The sequence below is a fragment of the Roseibium salinum genome (genome assembly GCF_026240905.1).
GTDB lineage: Bacteria > Pseudomonadota > Alphaproteobacteria > Rhizobiales > Stappiaceae > Roseibium > Roseibium salinum.
In genome coordinates this window covers 826,604-844,414 of sequence record NZ_JAPEVI010000003.1, presented here as the reverse complement: position 1 = coordinate 844,414, position 17,811 = coordinate 826,604, and the positions used below count along the sequence as shown (strand labels likewise).

Here is a 17,811-nt window from a genome sequence, read left to right as displayed (position 1 = left end):
TCCTTACATAGGGCGATACCCGCCAGCACTCACCATACCACGGCAAGGCAAGCCTGCTCAAAAAACAAAGAAGTGTCATCCACATGTCACCTGCCGATCGCGACGCCATTTCCCTCAGTTTTCTGCCGCAACCCGGCGCACTGCCGGTGGAATGGCGTATTTCAGATGATCTGGTCGACTACGGCACGGCGATCGCGGAGATGGATGACAGGGTTGCGAGAATCATTGCAGGCGAGGCTTGCGAGCAGGTATGGCTGCTCGAACACCCGCCGCTTTACACCGCCGGCACCAGCGCCAACGACGGCGATCTCGTCGCGCCGGACCGGTTTCCGGTCTACCGCACCGGCCGCGGCGGCCAGCACACCTATCACGGCCCCGGGCAGCGGGTCGCCTATGTGATGCTGGATCTGAAGCGGCGCCGGCAGGATGTGCGCGCCTTCGTCTCGGCCCTTGAAGCCTGGCTCATCAACACGCTCTGGCAGTATCACATCCGGGGCGAGCGACGGGAGGACCGGGTCGGGGTCTGGGTCCGGCGGCCCGATCGCGACGCCACGGCGGAAGACAAGATCGCCGCGATCGGCATTCGCCTGCGCAAATGGGTCACCTTTCACGGCATCAGCTTCAATGTCGAACCGGACCTGGAGCATTTTTCCGGCATCGTCCCATGCGGCGTCACCGACCACGGTGTCACCAGCCTCGTGGATCTCGGCATTCCGGTCACCATGGCCGAAAACGACAGCGTCCTGCGCGCCGAATTCGAGAAGATCTTCGGAGAAACCATTTCGCTCTGAGGCCGGATTTCAGGTCAGCGACCGCAGGAAGGCCTGCAGCCTGGTCGTGCCTCCAGGTGCCCAGCCGAGCGCTTTCAGATTGCCGGCCTCCATCACCCCCACAGGACCTTCCCCGCGCGCCGGCAAGAGCCCCGTGAGGCCTTTGATGCCGGCATAAAGCCCCAGAAGGTCCCGGCGGTCGAGCAGGATGTCGGAAACGTTGAAAACCTCGAACGGCGCGTCCGGCCGCATGCGCAGGACCAGCGCGACCGCTTCGGCCAGATCCTCGCCGTGAACTTCCGTCGCAAGCCGCGGCGCGACGGCCTCGCCGCGTTCGAAAGCGTCAAACAGGCCGGACCATTTGTGGCTCTGTGTCCCTGGCGGCGTTCCATAGACGCCGGTCACCCGAAAGACGGTCCCGCGGAAGCCGGCGCCACACACCATCTTCAGAGCTTCCTCCCCCGCGAGCTTCACCTGGCCGTAAAGAGTTCCGGGTTTGGTTTCGGCGTCCTCCTTGAGAACGGCCCAGTCACCAGCGTCCGAATAGACCGCCCGGCTGGAAAGAAACACGCTGTGCCTGACCCCTGCCGACCGTGCCGCGTCGAACAGGCGCTGAGTTCCTTCGGCGTTGAGCCTTATGAAACCGTGCGGATCATCCCCTTCCCCGCCCCGGTATTTCCCCGGAACGTGCGAAAGCGCGCAGTGAACCAGGGCATCGGCGACCGGCAACCTGACGTCTTCTTGCGAAAGATCCCACGCCTGAAACCCGGCCCCCGGCTGATCAGGCGGCTTTCGCCCGAGAACAGTCAGCCGGTGCCCCTCCCTTGACAGGCGGGCTGCAATAAACCGGCCCAGCGAGCCGCTGGCGCCTGTCATCAGGACATGCATTCAGGACGCCTGCCTCTTTCCCGGGAATTCCGGACCGGGCAAGGCCGAGAGATCCGGCGGAATGCCGTCGCCCGTCGCAAAGGCGCGCCACAGGTCGATCAGCGGCCCCAGCCGGTCGGCCTTGTCGTGCCCACTCTGCCAAGGCTTTTCATACTGATAGTGCAACACGTGGATCTGCTTCCAGTCCCAGAGTTCCGGCAGGTTGAACCAGACATATTGCAGCATGTTGTAGAAAACCGGCAGGCCGTGCCAGTCCGGAAAGAAACTTTCCAGGAATGTCTGGTCGGTGCGCCGCCAGAAGGCGTCCCGCTGATCAAGGCGCGCAAGCATGGCCTCGAAGGTGGCCTGATCCGGCCTCGCCGTGAAGACGCCGCTGTTCATGCGTTGGAAGTCGGCAAGGCTTTCGTAAACATTGGGGGCCGCGCAGAATTCGGGGTAGCCGAACAGCTTGTCGCAGTTCTTCAGGACAAGCGCATCGGCATCGATGAAGACCACCTTCTCGTAATCCTCAAGCTGCCACAGCCGCAGCTTCACGAAATTGTCGAGCGGCGTGTGGAACACCGGTTTGCCGCCCTTGGTGAAGGGGGCGGCCGCGTGCAGCCGTCCGCGTTCATGGCGCTCGTTGAACGCCGCCGTCGTCGGCAGTCGCTCACAACGCCCGAGCCGCGGATTGAAGGGCCGCAGCAGCTCAAGATCCTGTTCCTCAACGCCCGGCGTGAACAGGACGACCAGATCGGCCCCGGTATCCGTCCGCCGGAGAGAGCGCAGAAGAGCGGACGCCCCGAGCACGTAGTCCCGGTTCGTTACCAGCGTGACATAGGCGAAGGTACCGGAGGGGGCCCGGTCGAACTCGGGTGCGTCGCTCATCGATAGGCCTCAGGAGACCGATTTCAGCCGCGGATGCTCCGGATCTCGCTCGATTTCTTCCGCAATCTCCCTGGTCCATGCGGAGACCGCCGGCACGCGGGAGCGGTCCACCCGATAGGCATATGTCTTGGCCACATCCACCACTTCGCTGAGCAGCCCCTCTTCCAGGGTGATCGGATCGAGCCCGAGCTCCAGGAACTGCTTGTTCTCGACCACGAGATCGTTTTCCGGAGCCTCCTTGCGCGGGTTCGGCAGATAGGCGACCTTTGCGCCGGAAAGGCGCGAAATCAGCTCGGCCAGATCGCGCACCCGGTGGGTTTCCGTCATCTGGTTGAAGACCTTCACCCGCTCGCCCTTGCCTGGCGCGTTTTCCAGGGCAAGCTCGATGCAGCGCACCGAATCCTGAATGTGAATGAATGCTCTGGTCTGGCCGCCCGTGCCGTGAACCGTCAGCGGATAACCGATCGCCGCCTGTATGAGGAAGCGGTTGAGCACGGTGCCGTAGTCGCCGTCATAGTCGAAGCGGTTGATCAACTGCTTGTGGCGCAAGGTCTGTTCCGTGTGCGTCCCCCAGACGATGCCCTGGTGAAGATCGGTGATCCGCAGGCCGTCATTCTTCGCGTAGAACTGGAACAGCAGCTGATCCAGGCACTTGGTCATGTGATAGATCGACCCGGGATTGGCCGGATAGAGGATTTCCTGCGCCGCCTTGTCGCCGCTCAGCGTTTCCACATCGACGCTCAGATAGCCTTCCGGAATGGCGGCACCCACACTGGAATAACCATAGACGCCCATTGTGCCGAGATGGACGAGATGCGCATCCAGGTCCAGGTCCACCATGGCGTTCAGAAGGTGGTGGGTGGCATTGACGTTGTTGGTGACGGTGTAATTCTTGTGGTGGTCCGACTTCATCGAATAAGGCGCCGCGCGCTGCTCGGCGAAGTGAATGATCGCATCCGGCCGCTGATCGGCAAGCCAGGACTTGAAGACTTCATAGTCCCGGGCAATGTCGATCAGATGGAAGTGGATGGTGTTGCCGGTTTCTTGCTTCCAGATACGGGTGCGTTCCTGAATGGAATCCATCGGGGTCAGGGACTGGACACCGAGTTCCGCATCGATCCAGCGACGGCTGAGATTGTCGATGATGTGGACTTCGTGGCCCTTGTCCGACAGATGCAGGGATGTAGGCCATCCGACGAAACCGTCGCCACCGAGAATCGCAATCTTCACAAGAAATCTCCCTGGGTTACGCTGCAAAGAAAAAAGCAAACAGCTCTCATTGTTCCATGCGAAAGACCAGATCATTGCGATAATTCAATGACAAGACAACTTCGAATTCCGAAATTGATATAGTTTTTCCGGTCGGCGCTGGTGTCAGCCGATGTCGCGGACTTCGAACGGACCACGCGCCGGTTCGGTTGCGTCCAGGTCCTTGATCAGGTTCACCCTGGCCAGGGACGGCCCCATCCAGAGCGCATCCAGCATGTCCACGACTGTGTCGGACGGTCCTGTGAAGACCGCCTCCACGGCGCCGGATTCCAGGTTCCGGACCCAGCCGGACAAGTCCCTCGCTTCAGCTTCCTCCGCGCACCAGGCTCTGTACCCGACCCCTTGCACACGGCCTTCGATCAGCACATGAACGGTCAACGGATCGGTTGTCATCAAGTTCTCCTGTCGCTGATTGCCTTGTCAGCTTAGTTCAGATTACCGCAGACGGAAATGTCTCCGCACAGCCAAAGCGTTCAGCCCCGGACGGCGGCCGCGGATTGCCGGGCGGACTTCTTCTGTTCATCCATCATGACCAGCAATGATGCCCCCACTATGACGAGCGCGCCGGGCCAGAAGGCGCCGGAAGGGGCAAAGCCGAATGCAAGAAATCCGACAGCGATGTTGAGCGGCAGTTTGAGATGATCGAACGGCTGCACGAACGCCGCATCCGCCTGCTGATAGGCCAGTGTCAGAAGGAAGTTTGCCAGCACCGTCAGTAGGCCGGCCGCAACAAGAAGCCAAAGCGCGAGACCGGACGGCACGATGCCGCCGTCGCCCAGTGCCAGCACGGCGTTGACCGGCGTCAGCAGCAGGAGAAGATAGACGGTAATGGAATCGGCTTGTTCGGTCTGGGTGAGCTTCTTGGTCACAAGCGAGGTGCCCGCCCAGAAAGCGGCCGCCGCGACCGGCAGCACCGCTCCCCACTGGAACACGTCTTTCCATGGCTCCAGGATGATCATCCCGCCGGTGAACCCCGCAACGGTGGCGAGCCAGCGGACCGGCCCGACCCGCTCGCGGAAAAACAGCTTTGCGCCGATGATGACAAAGAACGGCGAGGTCATTACCAGCGCAATCGCCTGCCAGATTTCCACGCGCGCAAGACCGGCAACCCACATTTGAATGCCGATGACGGCCAGCGCCGCGCGCAGAAGGTGCCAGCCTATCTGCCGGGTTCTCAAGGCCGTAAGGCCGCGCCTCAGCACCCAGGGCAAGGCAACAAGAAGGCCCAGCGCATATTGCCAAAAGGCGGCGGAGGTCGATGGCACACCCAGTTGCATGGTCGAGGCCTGCAGGGCGCCGTTGACCAGGGCGAAAGATGCCCCCGCCCCGATCATTGCCAGGGCTGCGAGCAGCGGTTTGTGTGATGACTTTGCATTCAAGGCGGTCATGTCGTGGTCCGTTCCAGTTTATCGTCCAGAACAGCCTCAAAAGACACGCGCCCGCAGATCCCGGGAGACCCGCGGCCAAGTTCTCTCCCATCCGGACTGTTACCGTCGGCTCCGGCCTCTCACCGGATCTGCTGACCCCTGGAACACCTATCCGTATTCCAGGGCGCTCGCGGGCTCCAGGTCTCCCTGATACCGCCGGTGGGGAATTTCACCCCGCCCCGAGAACTGTTCTCATGTATTTTCAGTATCGCTGAAAGCACCGAAAGGCAATCGCAAACTGGTTCCGGGCACCGGCGATGGGACCTTGTCTTCGCGTATCACGCCGTGCAGACCCGGTTTCTGCCCTTGTCCTTGGCCTGGTACAGCGACTGGTCGGCGCGGATGATCGCCTGGCTCAATTTCTCGCCATTGCCGACATCCGCAACGCCGATGCTGATCTCAAGCGATATATCCAGACCATCGAAACTGACGGGAGCGGTCTCGACCCGTTTGCGAACGCGCTCCGCGATCCGGTAGGCCTTCCGCAGGTCGCAGTCGTAAAGCAGGCAATAGAACTCCTCCCCTCCGGCTCTTGCGAAAATGTGCGGCTCGGCAAGTTCCGCGTCGAGGATGGTGACGAGGTGACACAGGGCGGCGTCTCCGCACGCATGACCGAAATGGTCGTTGATCTGCTTGAAATGATCAACGTCCACGACAAGCACCGACAAGGCAATGGCGTCCTGCCGGCACCGGGCCTCGATCTCGCCCGCCAGCTCGAAGAACCGCCGCCGGTTGTAGGCGTTGGTGAGGTCATCCCGTTCCGCTGCCCGCTTCAGCCGCTCCTCGAGCTGCTTGCGCTCGGTGATGTCCAGCATGGCGCCGGCAAGTCCGTTCACCCGACCGGTGGTCTTGTCGCGCGTGACGGCCTTGTGAAAGGTCACATGGCGATACTCGCCGGTCGCGAACCTGACCTCCGCATCGTAAATCTGGACACCGCCCGCCTGCATCAGCTTCTCGTCGGCGGCCTCGTAGACCTGTGCCAGTTCCTGCGGGGCGACATCATAAACACTGGAACCGCGCACTTTGTCCGCGGGCAATCTGATGAATCGCTCAAAGGCCTTGTTGCAGCCACGATAGATGCCATCCCGGTCCTTGAAGAAGATCGGCGAAGGCAGGTTGTCTATGGCTGACTGCAGGATGTCCCGTTCATTGGCGGTTTCCCGGCACCGATGGTTCGCCCGTTCCGCGCGCGCGATCGCCTTTTCCGCGCGCTTCAAGGCAATGGCCATCGTCGCGCTGTCGCACGCGGACACGACATCATCCGCTCCCGCTTCCAGCAGTGCCATCTGGGTCTCGGCATCCGGCATCTCATCGGCACAGGCGATGAAGATGCAATCCTCCCCAAGCAGCGAAACCGCCTCGCCCAAAAGGCTCGTCAGTTCACCGGGCTCAGCCGCCACCAGGCAGATACGGAACGTACTGATTTCAGTGTGGAGATAGGGATCGATCGGATGAAGATCATAGCCGCGGGGCAGAACAGGCGGCAGCCTTCCGGCGCGGGTACAATAGCCAACGCCCACCGCCCCGCGGGACGGCGTCGCTCTATCGCCCGTATCCGCAGCGTCCATTCGTACCCGCCTCGTTCAGAATTATGCGTTCACTTACCTTAAGGAACACGGTCTGAATCAGGGGTTAAAATGACGGCGAGGATTGAGGAGAACCCATGCGACGAAGGCGGCACGCGACGTCAATCCCGGCCTGGTGCCTGTCAGGCTGCTGGCAACGCTGCCGCTTGAAGATACGAAATCATCTCGGCAGGCCTTTCGGCGATCAGGACCGGGTTTTCCGCCGCGAGTTCGTCGCGGCTGCCATATCCCCACAGCACCCCTATGCCGGCCACCCCATTGGCATTGGCACCGGCAAGATCATGCTTGCGGTCGCCGATCATGATCGTTCGGGACGCCGCGATCTTCTCTTCCTCGAGAACATGCGCGATCAGCTCTGTCTTGGCGGATCGGGTGCCGTCGAGTTCGGATCCGTGTACCTTGCCGAAATAGGGCATCAGCCCGAAGTGCTCCACGATCTTGCCGGCATAGGCATGGGGCTTGGAAGTGCAGACATGCAGGCGGATGCCGGCGCTCTGCAATTGCTCAAGGGCTAGGGGAATGCCTTCGATCAGCGCATTCTCGAACAGACCGGTAACCGTATAGCGTTCCCGGTAGAATGCGACGGCATGATCCAGCCGCCCTTTCTCATCGGTCTCAAGCAGCACCTTGAAACTGTCCCAGAGCGGCGGCCCGATGCACCAGCGCAGATCCTCCGCCGGCGGCGCGAACCTTCCCATCTTCTCCATTGCGAACTGGATCGACCGGACAATACCGTCGAAGGGATCGGTCAGGGTCCCGTCCAGGTCGAATAATGCGGTCAGAAGCGGCATATGGCCCCCGGGAAAGAAGGTGCGTCCTGTAACTTTACCATTACGAGTTGCCGTACCGTGTACGAGGTTCCGCTGTCAAATCAGGTGCCGGCCCCTCAAGAGAACTCCATGATCACTGCATCCACAGCCAGGCTGTCGCCCGGTGCCGCCTTGACCGCGGTAACGACGCAGTCCCGCTCCGCGCGCAGCACATTCTCCATCTTCATGGCCTCGACCACCGCCAGTTGCTCTCCGGCTTTGACTTCCTGCCCTTCGGCAACATGAATGGAGACGACGAGCCCCGGCATCGGACAAAGGAGCATCTTGGAGGTGTCGGGCGGCAGTTTATCCGGCATCAGCCGGTCCAGTTCGGCAATGCGCGGTGTCATCACCTTGGCGGTGACGGAGTAACCCTGCCAGTCCAGACGATAGCCGCCGGGCAGCTTTCGCACCTGAACCGTCACCGACCGCGAACCTACCCTGCCCGACCATAGCGGTTCGCCCGGTGCCCAGTCGGATCTCGACATTCATGACCGGACCGTCGCCGATCGCGACATCGATTTCCACCGGCGTTCCCGGATATCCCGCCGCCAGCCGGATCGGCAGATATGTCTTGTCCAGCTTGATCACCCAGTCCTCGCGCACCGCGCCCGAATGCGGACGCAGGCGCCCGGGCAGATGGTCCAGGCGCTCCCGCTCCAGCGCGCCCATGGAAAGCACCACCGCGGCGAAAACGGCGTAGGCATCATCGTCCGGAGTGGCGGCAAAGAAGCCGTCGGGATACTCGTCGGCAATGAAACTGGTCGACAGATCACCGGCCTTCCAGCGCGCATGGTTCATGAGCGCCGTCAGGAACGGGACGTTGTGCTGAATGCCATCCACGTAAAAGGCGTCGAGCGCCGAACTCATCGCATCGATCGCTTCTGCTCGCGTCGACGCATGGGTGATCAGCTTGGCGATCATCGGATCGTAGAACATGGAAATCTCCGACCCTTCCACGACGCCCGTATCGTTGCGGATCGACAATTCGTCGGAAAACACCTCCTCCGGCGGCCGGTAGCGCACCAGCCGTCCGATGGAGGGCAGGAAACCCCTATAGGGATCTTCAGCATAGATCCGGCTTTCCACCGCCCAGCCGTTCAGCTTCACCTCGTCCTGCGTCAGGGACAGTTCCTCGCCCGCCGCAACCCGGATCATCTGCTCGACGAGATCGACACCGGTGACCAGTTCCGTGACCGGGTGTTCCACCTGAAGGCGGGTATTCATCTCCAGGAAATAGAAGCTCTTGTCCTGACCGGCAACGAATTCGACCGTTCCGGCGCTGTCATAGTCGACGGCCTTGGCCAGCGCCACGGCCTGCTCGCCCATCCTGCGGCGGGTCTCCTCGTCCAGGAGCGGCGACGGCGCTTCCTCGATGACTTTCTGGTTGCGCCGCTGGATGGAGCATTCCCGCTCTCCAAGGTAGATCACGTTGCCGTGCTTGTCGCCGAGGACCTGGATTTCGATGTGGCGCGGATTTTCGATGAACTTCTCGATGAAGACGCGGTCGTCTCCGAAGGAAGACGCGGCTTCGGATTTCGAACGGGCATAGCCATCGCGCACTTCCGCCGCGTTCCAGGCAATGCGCATGCCCTTGCCGCCGCCGCCGGCCGATGCCTTGATCATCACCGGATAGCCGATTTCCTCCGCGATCCGGACCGCCTCCTCGATGGACTCGATCACGCCGAGATAGCCGGGAACCGTACTGACCCGGGCCTCATTGGCAAATTTCTTGGATCTCGATCTTGTCGCCCATCGCCTCGATGGCACGCTTATTGGGACCGATCCAGACGATCCCCGCAGTATTAAGCGCGTCCGGAAAACTGGCCCGTTCGGACAGAAACCCGTAGCCGGGATGAACGGCCTCCGCACCGGTCTGCTTGCAGGCGGCAATGATCTTGTCGGCAACCAGGTAGGATTGGGACGCGGAGGCCGGGCCGATATGAACCGCCTCATCCGCCATCTCGACATGCACGGCATCGCGATCGGCGTCGGAATAGACTGCGACCGTCTTGATTCCCATGCGGCGCGCCGTCTTGATGACCCGGCACGCGATCTCGCCGCGATTGGCGATAAGAATTTTCGAGAACATGCGTTTCCACCCAGCTGGATCGGATTTTTTGGCGTTAAATCAGTTGTCGTCGATCATGACACATCCGGCTCACCCTATCGGAATTCGGCCAGACGGCCCAATGAAGATGCGAGCGCGCGACCGGACGCCATAACAACAACAACCGGTATAAGCCTCCGTCCTGTCGCTGCGCAACTTATCCAAATGGCGAGACGGGTCTTTGCGGATAGCGCGCCTTTCGCCGATGGCAAACACCGGGATGTGCGCTTGATCACAATTCCGGCATACAGCGCGCTGTACACTCCTCCCGTGACCTTACCCAAGATACAATCCGATAGAGTTGACTTCAGACGGGAGCTAAGGAATGCGGAAATGCCACCTTTTGACAGCAGCACTTGTGCTCGCAGGCATGGGCGTGACCACAGCAGCGGACGCCGCGCGCCCCGACCTTCGCCAGATGACCTGCGCCCAGGCGCAGGAAATGGTTCGCCGGCACGGCGCCGTGGTCTTCACGACGGGCCGGCATACCTATTCGATGTTCGTCTCGAACATCAGCTACTGCGATCGTAATCAGCGGCTATTCGTCCAATACGGCCCGACGCGCGACCACCCCCAGTGCCCGGTTGCGTATGAATGCAAGGAACCCTTGTTCCCGCACGGCCTTTGGGATTGATGCGATCCACCCTGCTTCCGGTGACCTGGCGATAACCGTCAAGCTCGTCATGACGGCTCCGACACTCCGGATCTCAAAGCGGGATGTTGTCGTGTTTCTTCCAGGGCATTTCGACTTTCTTGGAACGCAGCAGGGCAAGCGCCTTTGCCACGCGCCGGCGGGTCGAATGCGGCCGGATGACGTCGTCGATATAGCCGCGTTCCGCCGCCACGAACGGATTGGCGAAACGGTCTTCGTATTCCCTGGTCCGCTTGGCGATCTTGTCCTTGTTGCCCAGCTCGGACCTGTAGAGTATTTCCACCGCTCCCTTTGCCCCCATCACCGCAATTTCCGCCGTAGGCCAGGCGTAGTTGATGTCGCCGCGGATATGCTTGGAGCTCATCACGTCATAGGCGCCGCCATACGCCTTGCGGGTAATCACGGTGATTTTCGGCACGGTTGCCTCCGCATAGGCAAACAGCAGCTTGGCACCGTGCTTGATGAGGCCGCCATATTCCTGCGACGTTCCCGGCAGAAAGCCCGGAACATCAACGAAGGTGACGATCGGAATGCCGAAACAGTCGCAGAAGCGGACGAACCGGGAGGCCTTCCGGCTGGCGTCTGAATCGAGCACACCGGCCAGGACCATCGGCTGGTTGGCGACGATGCCGACCGTGCGGCCTTCCACCCGCCCGAAGCCGGTTATGATATTCTTTGCAAAATTGCCCTGAATCTCGAAGAAGTCGCTCTCATCGACCGTTTTCAGAACGAGTTCCTTCATGTCGTAGGGCTTGTTCGGGTTGTCGGGGATGAGCGTATCGAGACTCATGTCGATCCGGTCCGGATCGTCGTGGTTCGTCAGTTCCGGCAGGTCCGCCAGATTGTTCATGGGCAGAAAGTCGATCAGCCTGCGCATTTGCTGCAGGGCCTCAACGTCATTGTCGAAGGCGCCATCGGCGATCGAGGACTTGGTCGTGTGGATCGAGGCACCGCCCAGTTCTTCGGCCGTCACGGTCTCGTTGGTCACCGTCTTCACCACATCCGGCCCGGTCACGAACATGTAGGAGGTGTCCCGCACCATGAAGATGAAATCCGTCATGGCGGGCGAGTAGACGTCCCCCCCGGCACACGGTCCCATGATCAGGGAGATCTGCGGAATGACGCCGGAGGCCAGGACATTGCGCTGAAACACTTCCCCGTAGCCGCCGAGAGCCGCAACGCCCTCCTGGATGCGGGCGCCCCCCGCGTCGAACAGGCCGATAATCGGCGCGCGGTTCTGCAGGGCCATGTCCTGGATCTTGGTGATCTTTTCCGCGTGCGCTTCGGAAAGCGAGCCGCCGAACACCGTGAAGTCCTTGGAAAACACGTAGACGGTGCGACCATTGACCGTTCCCCAGCCCGTCACGACGCCGTCGCCCGGTATATGCTGTTCATGCATGCCGAAATCGGTGCAGCGATGCTGCTTGAACATGTCGAACTCTTCAAACGAGCCCTCGTCCAGCAGGATTTCTATGCGTTCACGCGCCGTCAGCTTCCCCTTGGAATGCTGCGCATCGATCCGCCGCTGTCCGCCGCCCAGCCGCGCCGTATCGCGGCGCCTTTCCAATTCGGCCAGAACTTCTTTCATCCGGTCCTCCACAACCTTGCTTGGGACACGCCGTACCATGATCCAGGAACCGAGAACAGTCAGCACATGGGCTTATGGTTCCCAGGGGTCACTCCGCATTCCGCCAAAACATGATCTGCAACACATTTGCGCGCTCGGACTCCTCTTGATCTGCGGGACCCGGGGTCAGCTCCACTATTCGACCCCAGATAGATTGCGTTTGGGGCAAATCCGTAGCGTAATGATCATGGTTCCATCAAAACTCATGCACACGGAAACAATGTTTTGTTGCATGCTGGCGGAGGGGTTTTGCGATGTCTTTATACAGTCCCGACACAACCTGGATGGCTCTCTTGGGCGGCGGGTTCTCCGGATCGGTTCTTGCCGGCGGCAGCGTGTTTCAATTCGACCTCTGGAACCTGGGCGCACAGCGGCTGCCGGTTCAGGTCCTGGTGACCGGAAAGCGGGCCGGCATCATGGCGGAGGTTGGAACCGCGATGGCCGTCCTTCTGGTGACGGGCTGCAAGACGGAGCGGGATATGGACGGCATCACATCCTCCGGTCTCGATTGGGAATTTTCCTTCGGCGGAGATGCCGATGCCGTGGCCAAGACGGGCGTGAAGGTGTTCAGGGAGGTCATGAGCGCCGCCGGCAAGAAAACCGGCGAATGGGCGGCGCAGGAATCCGCCAAGCGGCTTGCCCAGTACATCGTTGGCGATCTGGGTGTCGTTCAGGCGGGGCGGCAATTCAACCTGCTGCCGACGCCTCTCTCCCTGTCGGCGGGCGCCGGTATCTTCTACGAGTGGCAGACCCTTCGTGTCCTGGACGGGGAAATCGGCTGGAACTACATCTCGCCGAAATGGTCGGTCGAGAACCGCGGCGGCGACGTCTACATGCGGATGAAGGACATTCCGGTCCAAAACGGTGCCACCATCCATCTTGGTTTCGCGGTTGATGAGTCGTTCCAGATCGACCCGGATCTCAAGTGGACGCGAACGCCTTCCGGCCCCAGAATTGGCAGCAGCAGTCTGCACATCGAGTGTGCAGTTTACGGTGGAGAGCTCTACCAGACGAGCAATCCGAACGCGGAGCCGGGCATCAACCTGAGTGCGCTGCAACCGATCGGGAGAAGCGAAACCGGCATGCTCTCGGTGACCCAGACCACTGAGGTGGAGAAGAACGGGAAACTCACCATTTACCCGAAGATTTTCAAGTTCACCAACTATGCGTACTGGTCGGCAGACGACACTATGAAGGTGCATGTGGACGCCCAGGGAAAAATCAAAAAAGTAGAGGGGACAACGGCTTATCGGGACTGATATTCACCGTATGCCTATTTGGCGGGCAGTGCCGCTGCGAGATTGCGCTTTGACACCTACAAGAATTTCGCCATGATTGCTGTAACAAGCATGACGAGGCATAAGGGGAGGCAATGGCGGACGCTCGCAGTTTCTTTAACGAAATGCTCGACGAGTCCGGCAGGCCGCGTCAGCCCTATGCCAGGATTTCCGAGTGGCTTGAAGAAAAGCCTTCCAACTTCCTGACGAAGAAAAGCCGGGATGCCGAAACCATATTCCGGCGGCTCGGCATCACCTTTGCGGTCTACGGCGCGGAGGAAGCGACCGAGCGGCTGATACCGTTTGATCCCATTCCGCGCATCATATCGGCATCCGAGTGGCGGCGCCTGTCGGCCGGCATCGACCAGCGCGTGAGGGCCCTCAACGCCTTCATGCACGACATCTACCACCGCCAGGAAATCCTGCGGGCCGGCAGGGTTCCGGCGGATCTCGTCTTGCAGAACGACGCCTTCCTCCCGGAAATGGCCGGGTTCACGCCGGCACGGAAGGTCTACGCACACATCATCGGAACCGATCTCGTGCGTGTGTCCGAGGACGAATTCTATGTCCTGGAGGACAATACCCGCACACCTTCCGGCGTCTCCTACATGATGGAAAACCGGGAAACGATGATGCGGCTCTTCCCCGAGCTCTTCCAGACACACCACGTCAGCCCAGTCGAGCAATACCCGGAGAACCTGCGCCAGACGCTGGAAAGCGTTGCGCCGGACCCGTCCAAATCGACCCAGACCATCGTCGTCCTGACGCCGGGCATCTACAATTCCGCTTATTTCGAACACGCGTTCCTGGCCGACTCCATGGGCGTCGAACTCGTGGAGGGCCGCGATCTGTTCGTGGATGCCGGCAAGGTTTTCATGCGCACGACGCGTGAACCCAAACAGGTCGACGTGATCTACCGGCGCATCGACGACGCGTTCCTCGACCCCCTCACCTTCAATCCCGGCAGCATGCTCGGCGTGCCCGGGCTGTTCGACGCCTACAGGGCCGGCAACGTCACCATCTGCAACGCACCGGGAACCGGCATTGCCGACGACAAGGCCATCTACGCGTACGTTCCCGACATCATCGAGTTCTATACGGGCCAGAAGCCGATCCTGAACAACGTGCCCACCTGGAACTGTTCGCGTCCGGACGATCTGGCCTATGTGCTCGACAATCTGGAGGACATCGTCGTCAAGGAAGTGCACGGCTCCGGCGGCTACGGCATGCTGATCGGACCGACGGCCAGCAAGCGCCAGATCGCCGAGTTCCGGAAGATCCTGGAATCCAACCCGGGCAATTATATCGCCCAGCCCACACTGGCGCTCTCCGCCTGCCCGACCCATGTGGCCACCGGGATTGCTCCGCGCCATGTGGATCTGCGCCCCTTCGTCCTGATCGGCGACCAGGTGCGCATCACGCCGGGCGGCCTGACCCGTGTAGCGCTGAAGAAAGGCTCCCTCGTCGTCAATTCCAGCCAGGGCGGCGGAACCAAAGACACCTGGGTACTTGAGGACTGAGAATCGGATGCTCGGAAGAACCGCCTCTTCGCTGTTTTGGATGTCCCGCTATCACGAGCGCGCGCAGAACCTGACCCGCCTGCTGGAAGTCGCCTATCGCGGCGCCATCATGTCCCATGCCGGACAGGACGCCGGAACCCACTGGACCTTTGCGCTCGCAAATGCCGGCTGCGACGACCGCTACGCGCAAAGATACGATGAGGTGAACATCCGCAACATCAGCGCGTTCATGATCTTTTCGAAGGACAACCCGTTAAGCGTGCGCACGTGCCTGGAACTGGCGCGCAACAATGCAAGGGCAGTGCGCACCAGCATCACGGCCGAGCTCTGGGAGGCCATCAACACCACCTGGATCGAATTCACCGATGTCAGCCAGCAGAGCGTCACGCCCGAAAGGCTTCCCGACTTCCTGGCCTGGGTGAACCAGCGCGCGCATCTGTTCCGCGGTGCGCTGTTGAACACCATCCTGCGCGACGACGGATATTTCTTCAGCCAGATGGGCAACTTCATCGAGCGTGCGGACAACACCGCACGGATATTGAACACCCAGTACTGGACATTGCTGCCGGACAGCGACATTGCCGATGACGGGGCGATGGATCGCTATCAGTGGTCGGCGATCCTGCGTGCCCTGTCCGGGCGCCGCAGCTACCGCTTCGCCTACCCGAACGCCCGGTTGAAAGCCTTCAACATCGCCGAATTCCTCATTCTGCGCCAGGAAATGCCCCGCTCACTCGCCCATTGTTATGCGTGGCTTGCCGATACCGCCGAGGATCTGGCCCAGTTCTACGGGTCACGCGAGCCGAGTCTCGATCTGGCAGCCGAGATCTTCCGCACGTTGTCGGAAAAACAGATGCGCGAAATCTATCAGGAAGGGCTGCACGAGTTCCTGACGGATATCGTCGGCAAGAACAACCAGTTGGCCCATCAACTGAGCCAGGACTACAATTTCGCCTGACCTTCGAACCCGCAGATCGGTGCCGCATGCGATTATCCGTCCGACATACAACCCGCTACCGTTACGATACGCCGCTCACCAATGCCATGCAGCAGCTGCGTCTGACGCCGGAAGACGGCCCGACGCAGAAAATCGTCGAGTGGTCCATCCAGGCCCCCGGCATCGAGCGTGCAACCACCTATAAGGATGCCTTCGGCAACCAGGTCCATATGGTCTCAGGGGGCGGTACGGTTCACGACGTGGAAATCACCGCATCCGGAGTGGTCGATACAATCGACACCAACGGTATTCTGGGGCATGAGCCGGATGCCGGGATACCGCCGCGCATCTTCACCAGGATCACGCCGCTGACCCAGGCCAACCAGGCGATCCGCAGGCTGGCGTCGCAGGCGGAAACCGACGACAGGGTCGCCGGCTTTCACGCGCTCATGCATACCATCCGGGAGCGGGTCGACTACAAGGTCGGCGTGACGGAAACTCACGCTTCCGCAACTTCCGCGCTGGCGGCCGGTGAAGGCGTCTGCCAGGATCATGCGCACATTTTCATCGCCGCGGCACGGTCCATCGGCATTCCGGCCCGCTATGTCTCGGGCTATCTGCTGCTGGAAGACGAGCAGGCATCGGAAGCCCATCACGCCTGGGCCGAAGTGTTCCTTGACGGCCTTGGATGGACCGGCTTCGACATATCCAACGATATGTGTCCGACAGACCGCTATATCCGCTTGACGGTGGGCCTCGATTCCCGTTCAGCTGCTCCGATCAGGGGTATCCGCTTTGGCGGACTGGAAGAAAACCTTCACGTTGAAGTGGACGTCGCTCAAGCGGCTTTCCAACAGCAGCAATAGCTGTCATCTTCCGCACGCCATGGCCGGCCCCGCGCGCCGGGCAGTTAAAGGGCAAGGAAATGACCTATTGTGTCGGCTTAAAACTGGATCGCGGCCTCGTCTTCGCCGCTGACACAAGAACCAATGCCGGTGTCGACAACATCTCCAGCTTCAAGAAACTCAGTGTCTGGGATGAACCGGGAGAGCGTGTGATCACGTTGCTTTCATCGGGCAATCTCGCCGTCACCCAGGCGGTCATCTCCCTGCTTAGCGAACACATCACCACGGCGGAGACCGACCGGACGACGCTGATGACCGCCAGGACAATGTTTCAGGTCGCCCGCCTGGTTGGCAGCGCGGTCCGCGAAGTCAAGGCGATCGACGGCGAAGCCCTCGCCGCCAGCGCCGAAAGCTTCTCTGTCACCTTCATCCTGGGCGGCCAGATCAAGGGGGAACGGCCGCGCCTGTTTCAGATCTATGCCGCCGGCAACTTCATCGAAGTCTGCGACGACACGCCGTTTCTGCAGATCGGTGAGCACAAATACGGCAAGCCGATCCTCGACCGCGTGACGCGTCCCGACATGCGTCTTGGCGAGGCCGCAAAACTGGTGCTGCTGTCCTTCGACTCCACCTTGCGTTCCAATCTTTCGGTCGGCATGCCCATCGACATGCTGCTTTACAACACCGATTCCTTTTCCACCGAACGCCAGGTCCGTATCGAGCAGGACAACCCCTATTTTCAGAAGTTGTCCCGCACATGGTCCGACAAGCTGCGCGAAGCCTTTGCCGATATCGAAGAATTCGAGATCTGAACGTTTGACGGACTTCAGAAGCGATGCGGAGTCCTAGGTCCCCGCTTTCGCGGGGATGACAGTGTGTGTAATTTGTGGCCAACACACTGATGGCACGCCATGCGATACCACACTTATTTTACATATATTCTTGCGAGTAGACCGGGCGGAACACTTTATGTAGGCGTGACCAATGATTTGGTTCGGAACTATGCAGCATCGTGACGAATCAGCAAGCAGTTTCACACGACGATACGGCGTACATCGTCTTGTCTACTTTGAAGCCCACACTGGTGTCGAATATGCAATCAAGCGCGAAAAGAATATCAAGAAGTGGAATCGAGTCTGGAAAGTTGAGCTGATTTCCGAATTCAATCCAGATTGGCACGATCTTCTTCCTGGTCTTATTGGACCGGCCTAAAGCCAACTAAAGTTG

General features: G+C 60.5%; 15 protein-coding genes, 2 pseudogenes and 1 riboswitch. Of the genes and pseudogenes, 8 read left to right on the top strand and 9 right to left on the bottom strand.

Annotated elements, in window-relative coordinates; all coding sequences use genetic code 11:
* The first annotated feature begins 83 nt into the window (after positions 1 to 83).
* Positions 84 to 791 (top strand): lipoyl(octanoyl) transferase LipB, encoded by a 708-nt coding sequence (gene lipB, locus ON753_RS08445; RefSeq protein ID WP_265962112.1) that lies wholly within the window; start codon positions 84 to 86, stop codon positions 789 to 791.
* Positions 792 to 800: 9 nt separating this feature from the next.
* Here lipB and ON753_RS08440 read toward each other — a convergent pair whose 3' ends face one another.
* The 8 genes and pseudogenes from ON753_RS08440 to ON753_RS08405 all read right to left on the bottom strand — a co-directional run bounded on the left by ON753_RS08440 (position 801) and on the right by ON753_RS08405 (position 9,708).
* Positions 801 to 1,658 (bottom strand): NAD-dependent epimerase/dehydratase family protein, encoded by an 858-nt coding sequence (locus ON753_RS08440; protein ID WP_265962111.1) that lies wholly within the window; start codon positions 1,656 to 1,658, stop codon positions 801 to 803.
* Positions 1,659 to 2,525, bottom strand: a complete 867-nt coding sequence (locus tag ON753_RS08435) for a glycosyltransferase (RefSeq protein WP_265962110.1) — start codon at positions 2,523 to 2,525, stop codon at positions 1,659 to 1,661.
* Positions 2,526 to 2,534: 9 nt separating this feature from the next.
* A complete protein-coding gene (locus tag ON753_RS08430; RefSeq protein ID WP_265962109.1) occupies positions 2,535 to 3,755 on the bottom strand; it encodes an NAD-dependent epimerase/dehydratase family protein in 1,221 nt (406 codons plus the stop codon).
* A 144-nt stretch (positions 3,756 to 3,899) separates the two neighbouring features.
* The gene (locus ON753_RS08425) at positions 3,900 to 4,187 is read right to left on the bottom strand and encodes an acylphosphatase (protein ID WP_265962108.1); all 288 of its coding nucleotides are present in this window, start codon (positions 4,185 to 4,187) and stop codon (positions 3,900 to 3,902) included.
* An 80-nt stretch (positions 4,188 to 4,267) separates the two neighbouring features.
* Complete coding sequence (locus ON753_RS08420; protein ID WP_265962107.1) at positions 4,268 to 5,182, bottom strand: DMT family transporter; 915 nt, start codon at positions 5,180 to 5,182, stop codon at positions 4,268 to 4,270.
* 75 nt (positions 5,183 to 5,257) lie between these two features.
* Positions 5,258 to 5,412: riboswitch (FMN riboswitch) on the bottom strand.
* 87 nt (positions 5,413 to 5,499) lie between these two features.
* A complete protein-coding gene (locus tag ON753_RS08415) occupies positions 5,500 to 6,789 on the bottom strand; it encodes a sensor domain-containing diguanylate cyclase (protein ID WP_265962106.1) in 1,290 nt (429 codons plus the stop codon).
* Positions 6,790 to 6,929: 140 nt separating this feature from the next.
* Complete coding sequence (locus tag ON753_RS08410; RefSeq protein WP_265962105.1) at positions 6,930 to 7,598, bottom strand: HAD hydrolase-like protein; 669 nt, start codon at positions 7,596 to 7,598, stop codon at positions 6,930 to 6,932.
* 95 nt (positions 7,599 to 7,693) lie between these two features.
* Positions 7,694 to 9,708 (bottom strand): annotated as a pseudogene (locus ON753_RS08405) (acetyl-CoA carboxylase biotin carboxylase subunit).
* A gap of 361 nt (positions 9,709 to 10,069) precedes the next feature.
* Here ON753_RS08405 and ON753_RS08400 point away from each other — a divergent pair.
* Positions 10,070 to 10,360: a hypothetical protein gene (locus tag ON753_RS08400; RefSeq protein ID WP_265962104.1), complete on the top strand. Its 291-nt coding sequence runs from the start codon at positions 10,070 to 10,072 to the stop codon at positions 10,358 to 10,360.
* 73 nt (positions 10,361 to 10,433) lie between these two features.
* Here ON753_RS08400 and ON753_RS08395 read toward each other — a convergent pair whose 3' ends face one another.
* Positions 10,434 to 11,966, bottom strand: a complete 1,533-nt coding sequence (locus ON753_RS08395) for an acyl-CoA carboxylase subunit beta (RefSeq protein ID WP_265962103.1) — start codon at positions 11,964 to 11,966, stop codon at positions 10,434 to 10,436.
* 293 nt (positions 11,967 to 12,259) lie between these two features.
* On the opposite strand from ON753_RS08395, the gene ON753_RS08390 reads away from it, so the two are divergent.
* The 6 genes and pseudogenes from ON753_RS08390 (at position 12,260) to ON753_RS08365 (ending at position 17,796) form a co-directional block, all read left to right on the top strand.
* On the top strand, positions 12,260 to 13,264 hold the full coding sequence (locus ON753_RS08390; RefSeq protein ID WP_265962102.1) for a hypothetical protein: 1,005 nt from the start codon (positions 12,260 to 12,262) through the stop codon (positions 13,262 to 13,264).
* Positions 13,265 to 13,377: 113 nt separating this feature from the next.
* The gene (locus ON753_RS08385) at positions 13,378 to 14,802 is read left to right on the top strand and encodes a circularly permuted type 2 ATP-grasp protein (RefSeq protein ID WP_265962101.1); all 1,425 of its coding nucleotides are present in this window, start codon (positions 13,378 to 13,380) and stop codon (positions 14,800 to 14,802) included.
* Between the two features lie 7 nt (positions 14,803 to 14,809).
* On the top strand, positions 14,810 to 15,760 hold the full coding sequence (locus ON753_RS08380) for an alpha-E domain-containing protein (protein WP_265962100.1): 951 nt from the start codon (positions 14,810 to 14,812) through the stop codon (positions 15,758 to 15,760).
* Positions 15,761 to 15,786: 26 nt separating this feature from the next.
* Complete coding sequence (locus ON753_RS08375) at positions 15,787 to 16,605, top strand: transglutaminase family protein (RefSeq protein WP_265962099.1); 819 nt, start codon at positions 15,787 to 15,789, stop codon at positions 16,603 to 16,605.
* Positions 16,606 to 16,664: 59 nt separating this feature from the next.
* Positions 16,665 to 17,396 (top strand): proteasome-type protease, encoded by a 732-nt coding sequence (locus tag ON753_RS08370; protein WP_265962098.1) that lies wholly within the window; start codon positions 16,665 to 16,667, stop codon positions 17,394 to 17,396.
* A gap of 99 nt (positions 17,397 to 17,495) precedes the next feature.
* Positions 17,496 to 17,796 (top strand): annotated as a pseudogene (locus ON753_RS08365) (GIY-YIG nuclease family protein).
* Positions 17,797 to 17,811: the final 15 nt, after the last annotated feature.

Excerpts from the sequence above, each read along its gene's own strand:
- lipB (WP_265962112.1), top strand. The coding sequence starts at position 84 with ATGTCACCTGCCGATCGCGACGCCATTTCCCTCAGTTTTCTGCCGCAA.
- ON753_RS08440 (WP_265962111.1), bottom strand. The coding sequence starts at position 1,658 with ATGCATGTCCTGATGACAGGCGCCAGCGGCTCGCTGGGCCGGTTTATT.
- ON753_RS08435 (WP_265962110.1), bottom strand. The coding sequence starts at position 2,525 with ATGAGCGACGCACCCGAGTTCGACCGGGCCCCCTCCGGTACCTTCGCC.
- ON753_RS08425 (WP_265962108.1), bottom strand. The coding sequence starts at position 4,187 with ATGACAACCGATCCGTTGACCGTTCATGTGCTGATCGAAGGCCGTGTG.
- ON753_RS08420 (WP_265962107.1), bottom strand. The coding sequence starts at position 5,182 with ATGACCGCCTTGAATGCAAAGTCATCACACAAACCGCTGCTCGCAGCC.
- ON753_RS08415 (WP_265962106.1), bottom strand. The coding sequence starts at position 6,789 with ATGGACGCTGCGGATACGGGCGATAGAGCGACGCCGTCCCGCGGGGCG.
- ON753_RS08410 (WP_265962105.1), bottom strand. The coding sequence starts at position 7,598 with ATGCCGCTTCTGACCGCATTATTCGACCTGGACGGGACCCTGACCGAT.
- ON753_RS08395 (WP_265962103.1), bottom strand. The coding sequence starts at position 11,966 with ATGAAAGAAGTTCTGGCCGAATTGGAAAGGCGCCGCGATACGGCGCGG.
- ON753_RS08390 (WP_265962102.1), top strand. The coding sequence starts at position 12,260 with ATGTCTTTATACAGTCCCGACACAACCTGGATGGCTCTCTTGGGCGGC.
- ON753_RS08385 (WP_265962101.1), top strand. The coding sequence starts at position 13,378 with ATGGCGGACGCTCGCAGTTTCTTTAACGAAATGCTCGACGAGTCCGGC.
- ON753_RS08380 (WP_265962100.1), top strand. The coding sequence starts at position 14,810 with ATGCTCGGAAGAACCGCCTCTTCGCTGTTTTGGATGTCCCGCTATCAC.
- ON753_RS08375 (WP_265962099.1), top strand. The coding sequence starts at position 15,787 with ATGCGATTATCCGTCCGACATACAACCCGCTACCGTTACGATACGCCG.
- ON753_RS08370 (WP_265962098.1), top strand. The coding sequence starts at position 16,665 with ATGACCTATTGTGTCGGCTTAAAACTGGATCGCGGCCTCGTCTTCGCC.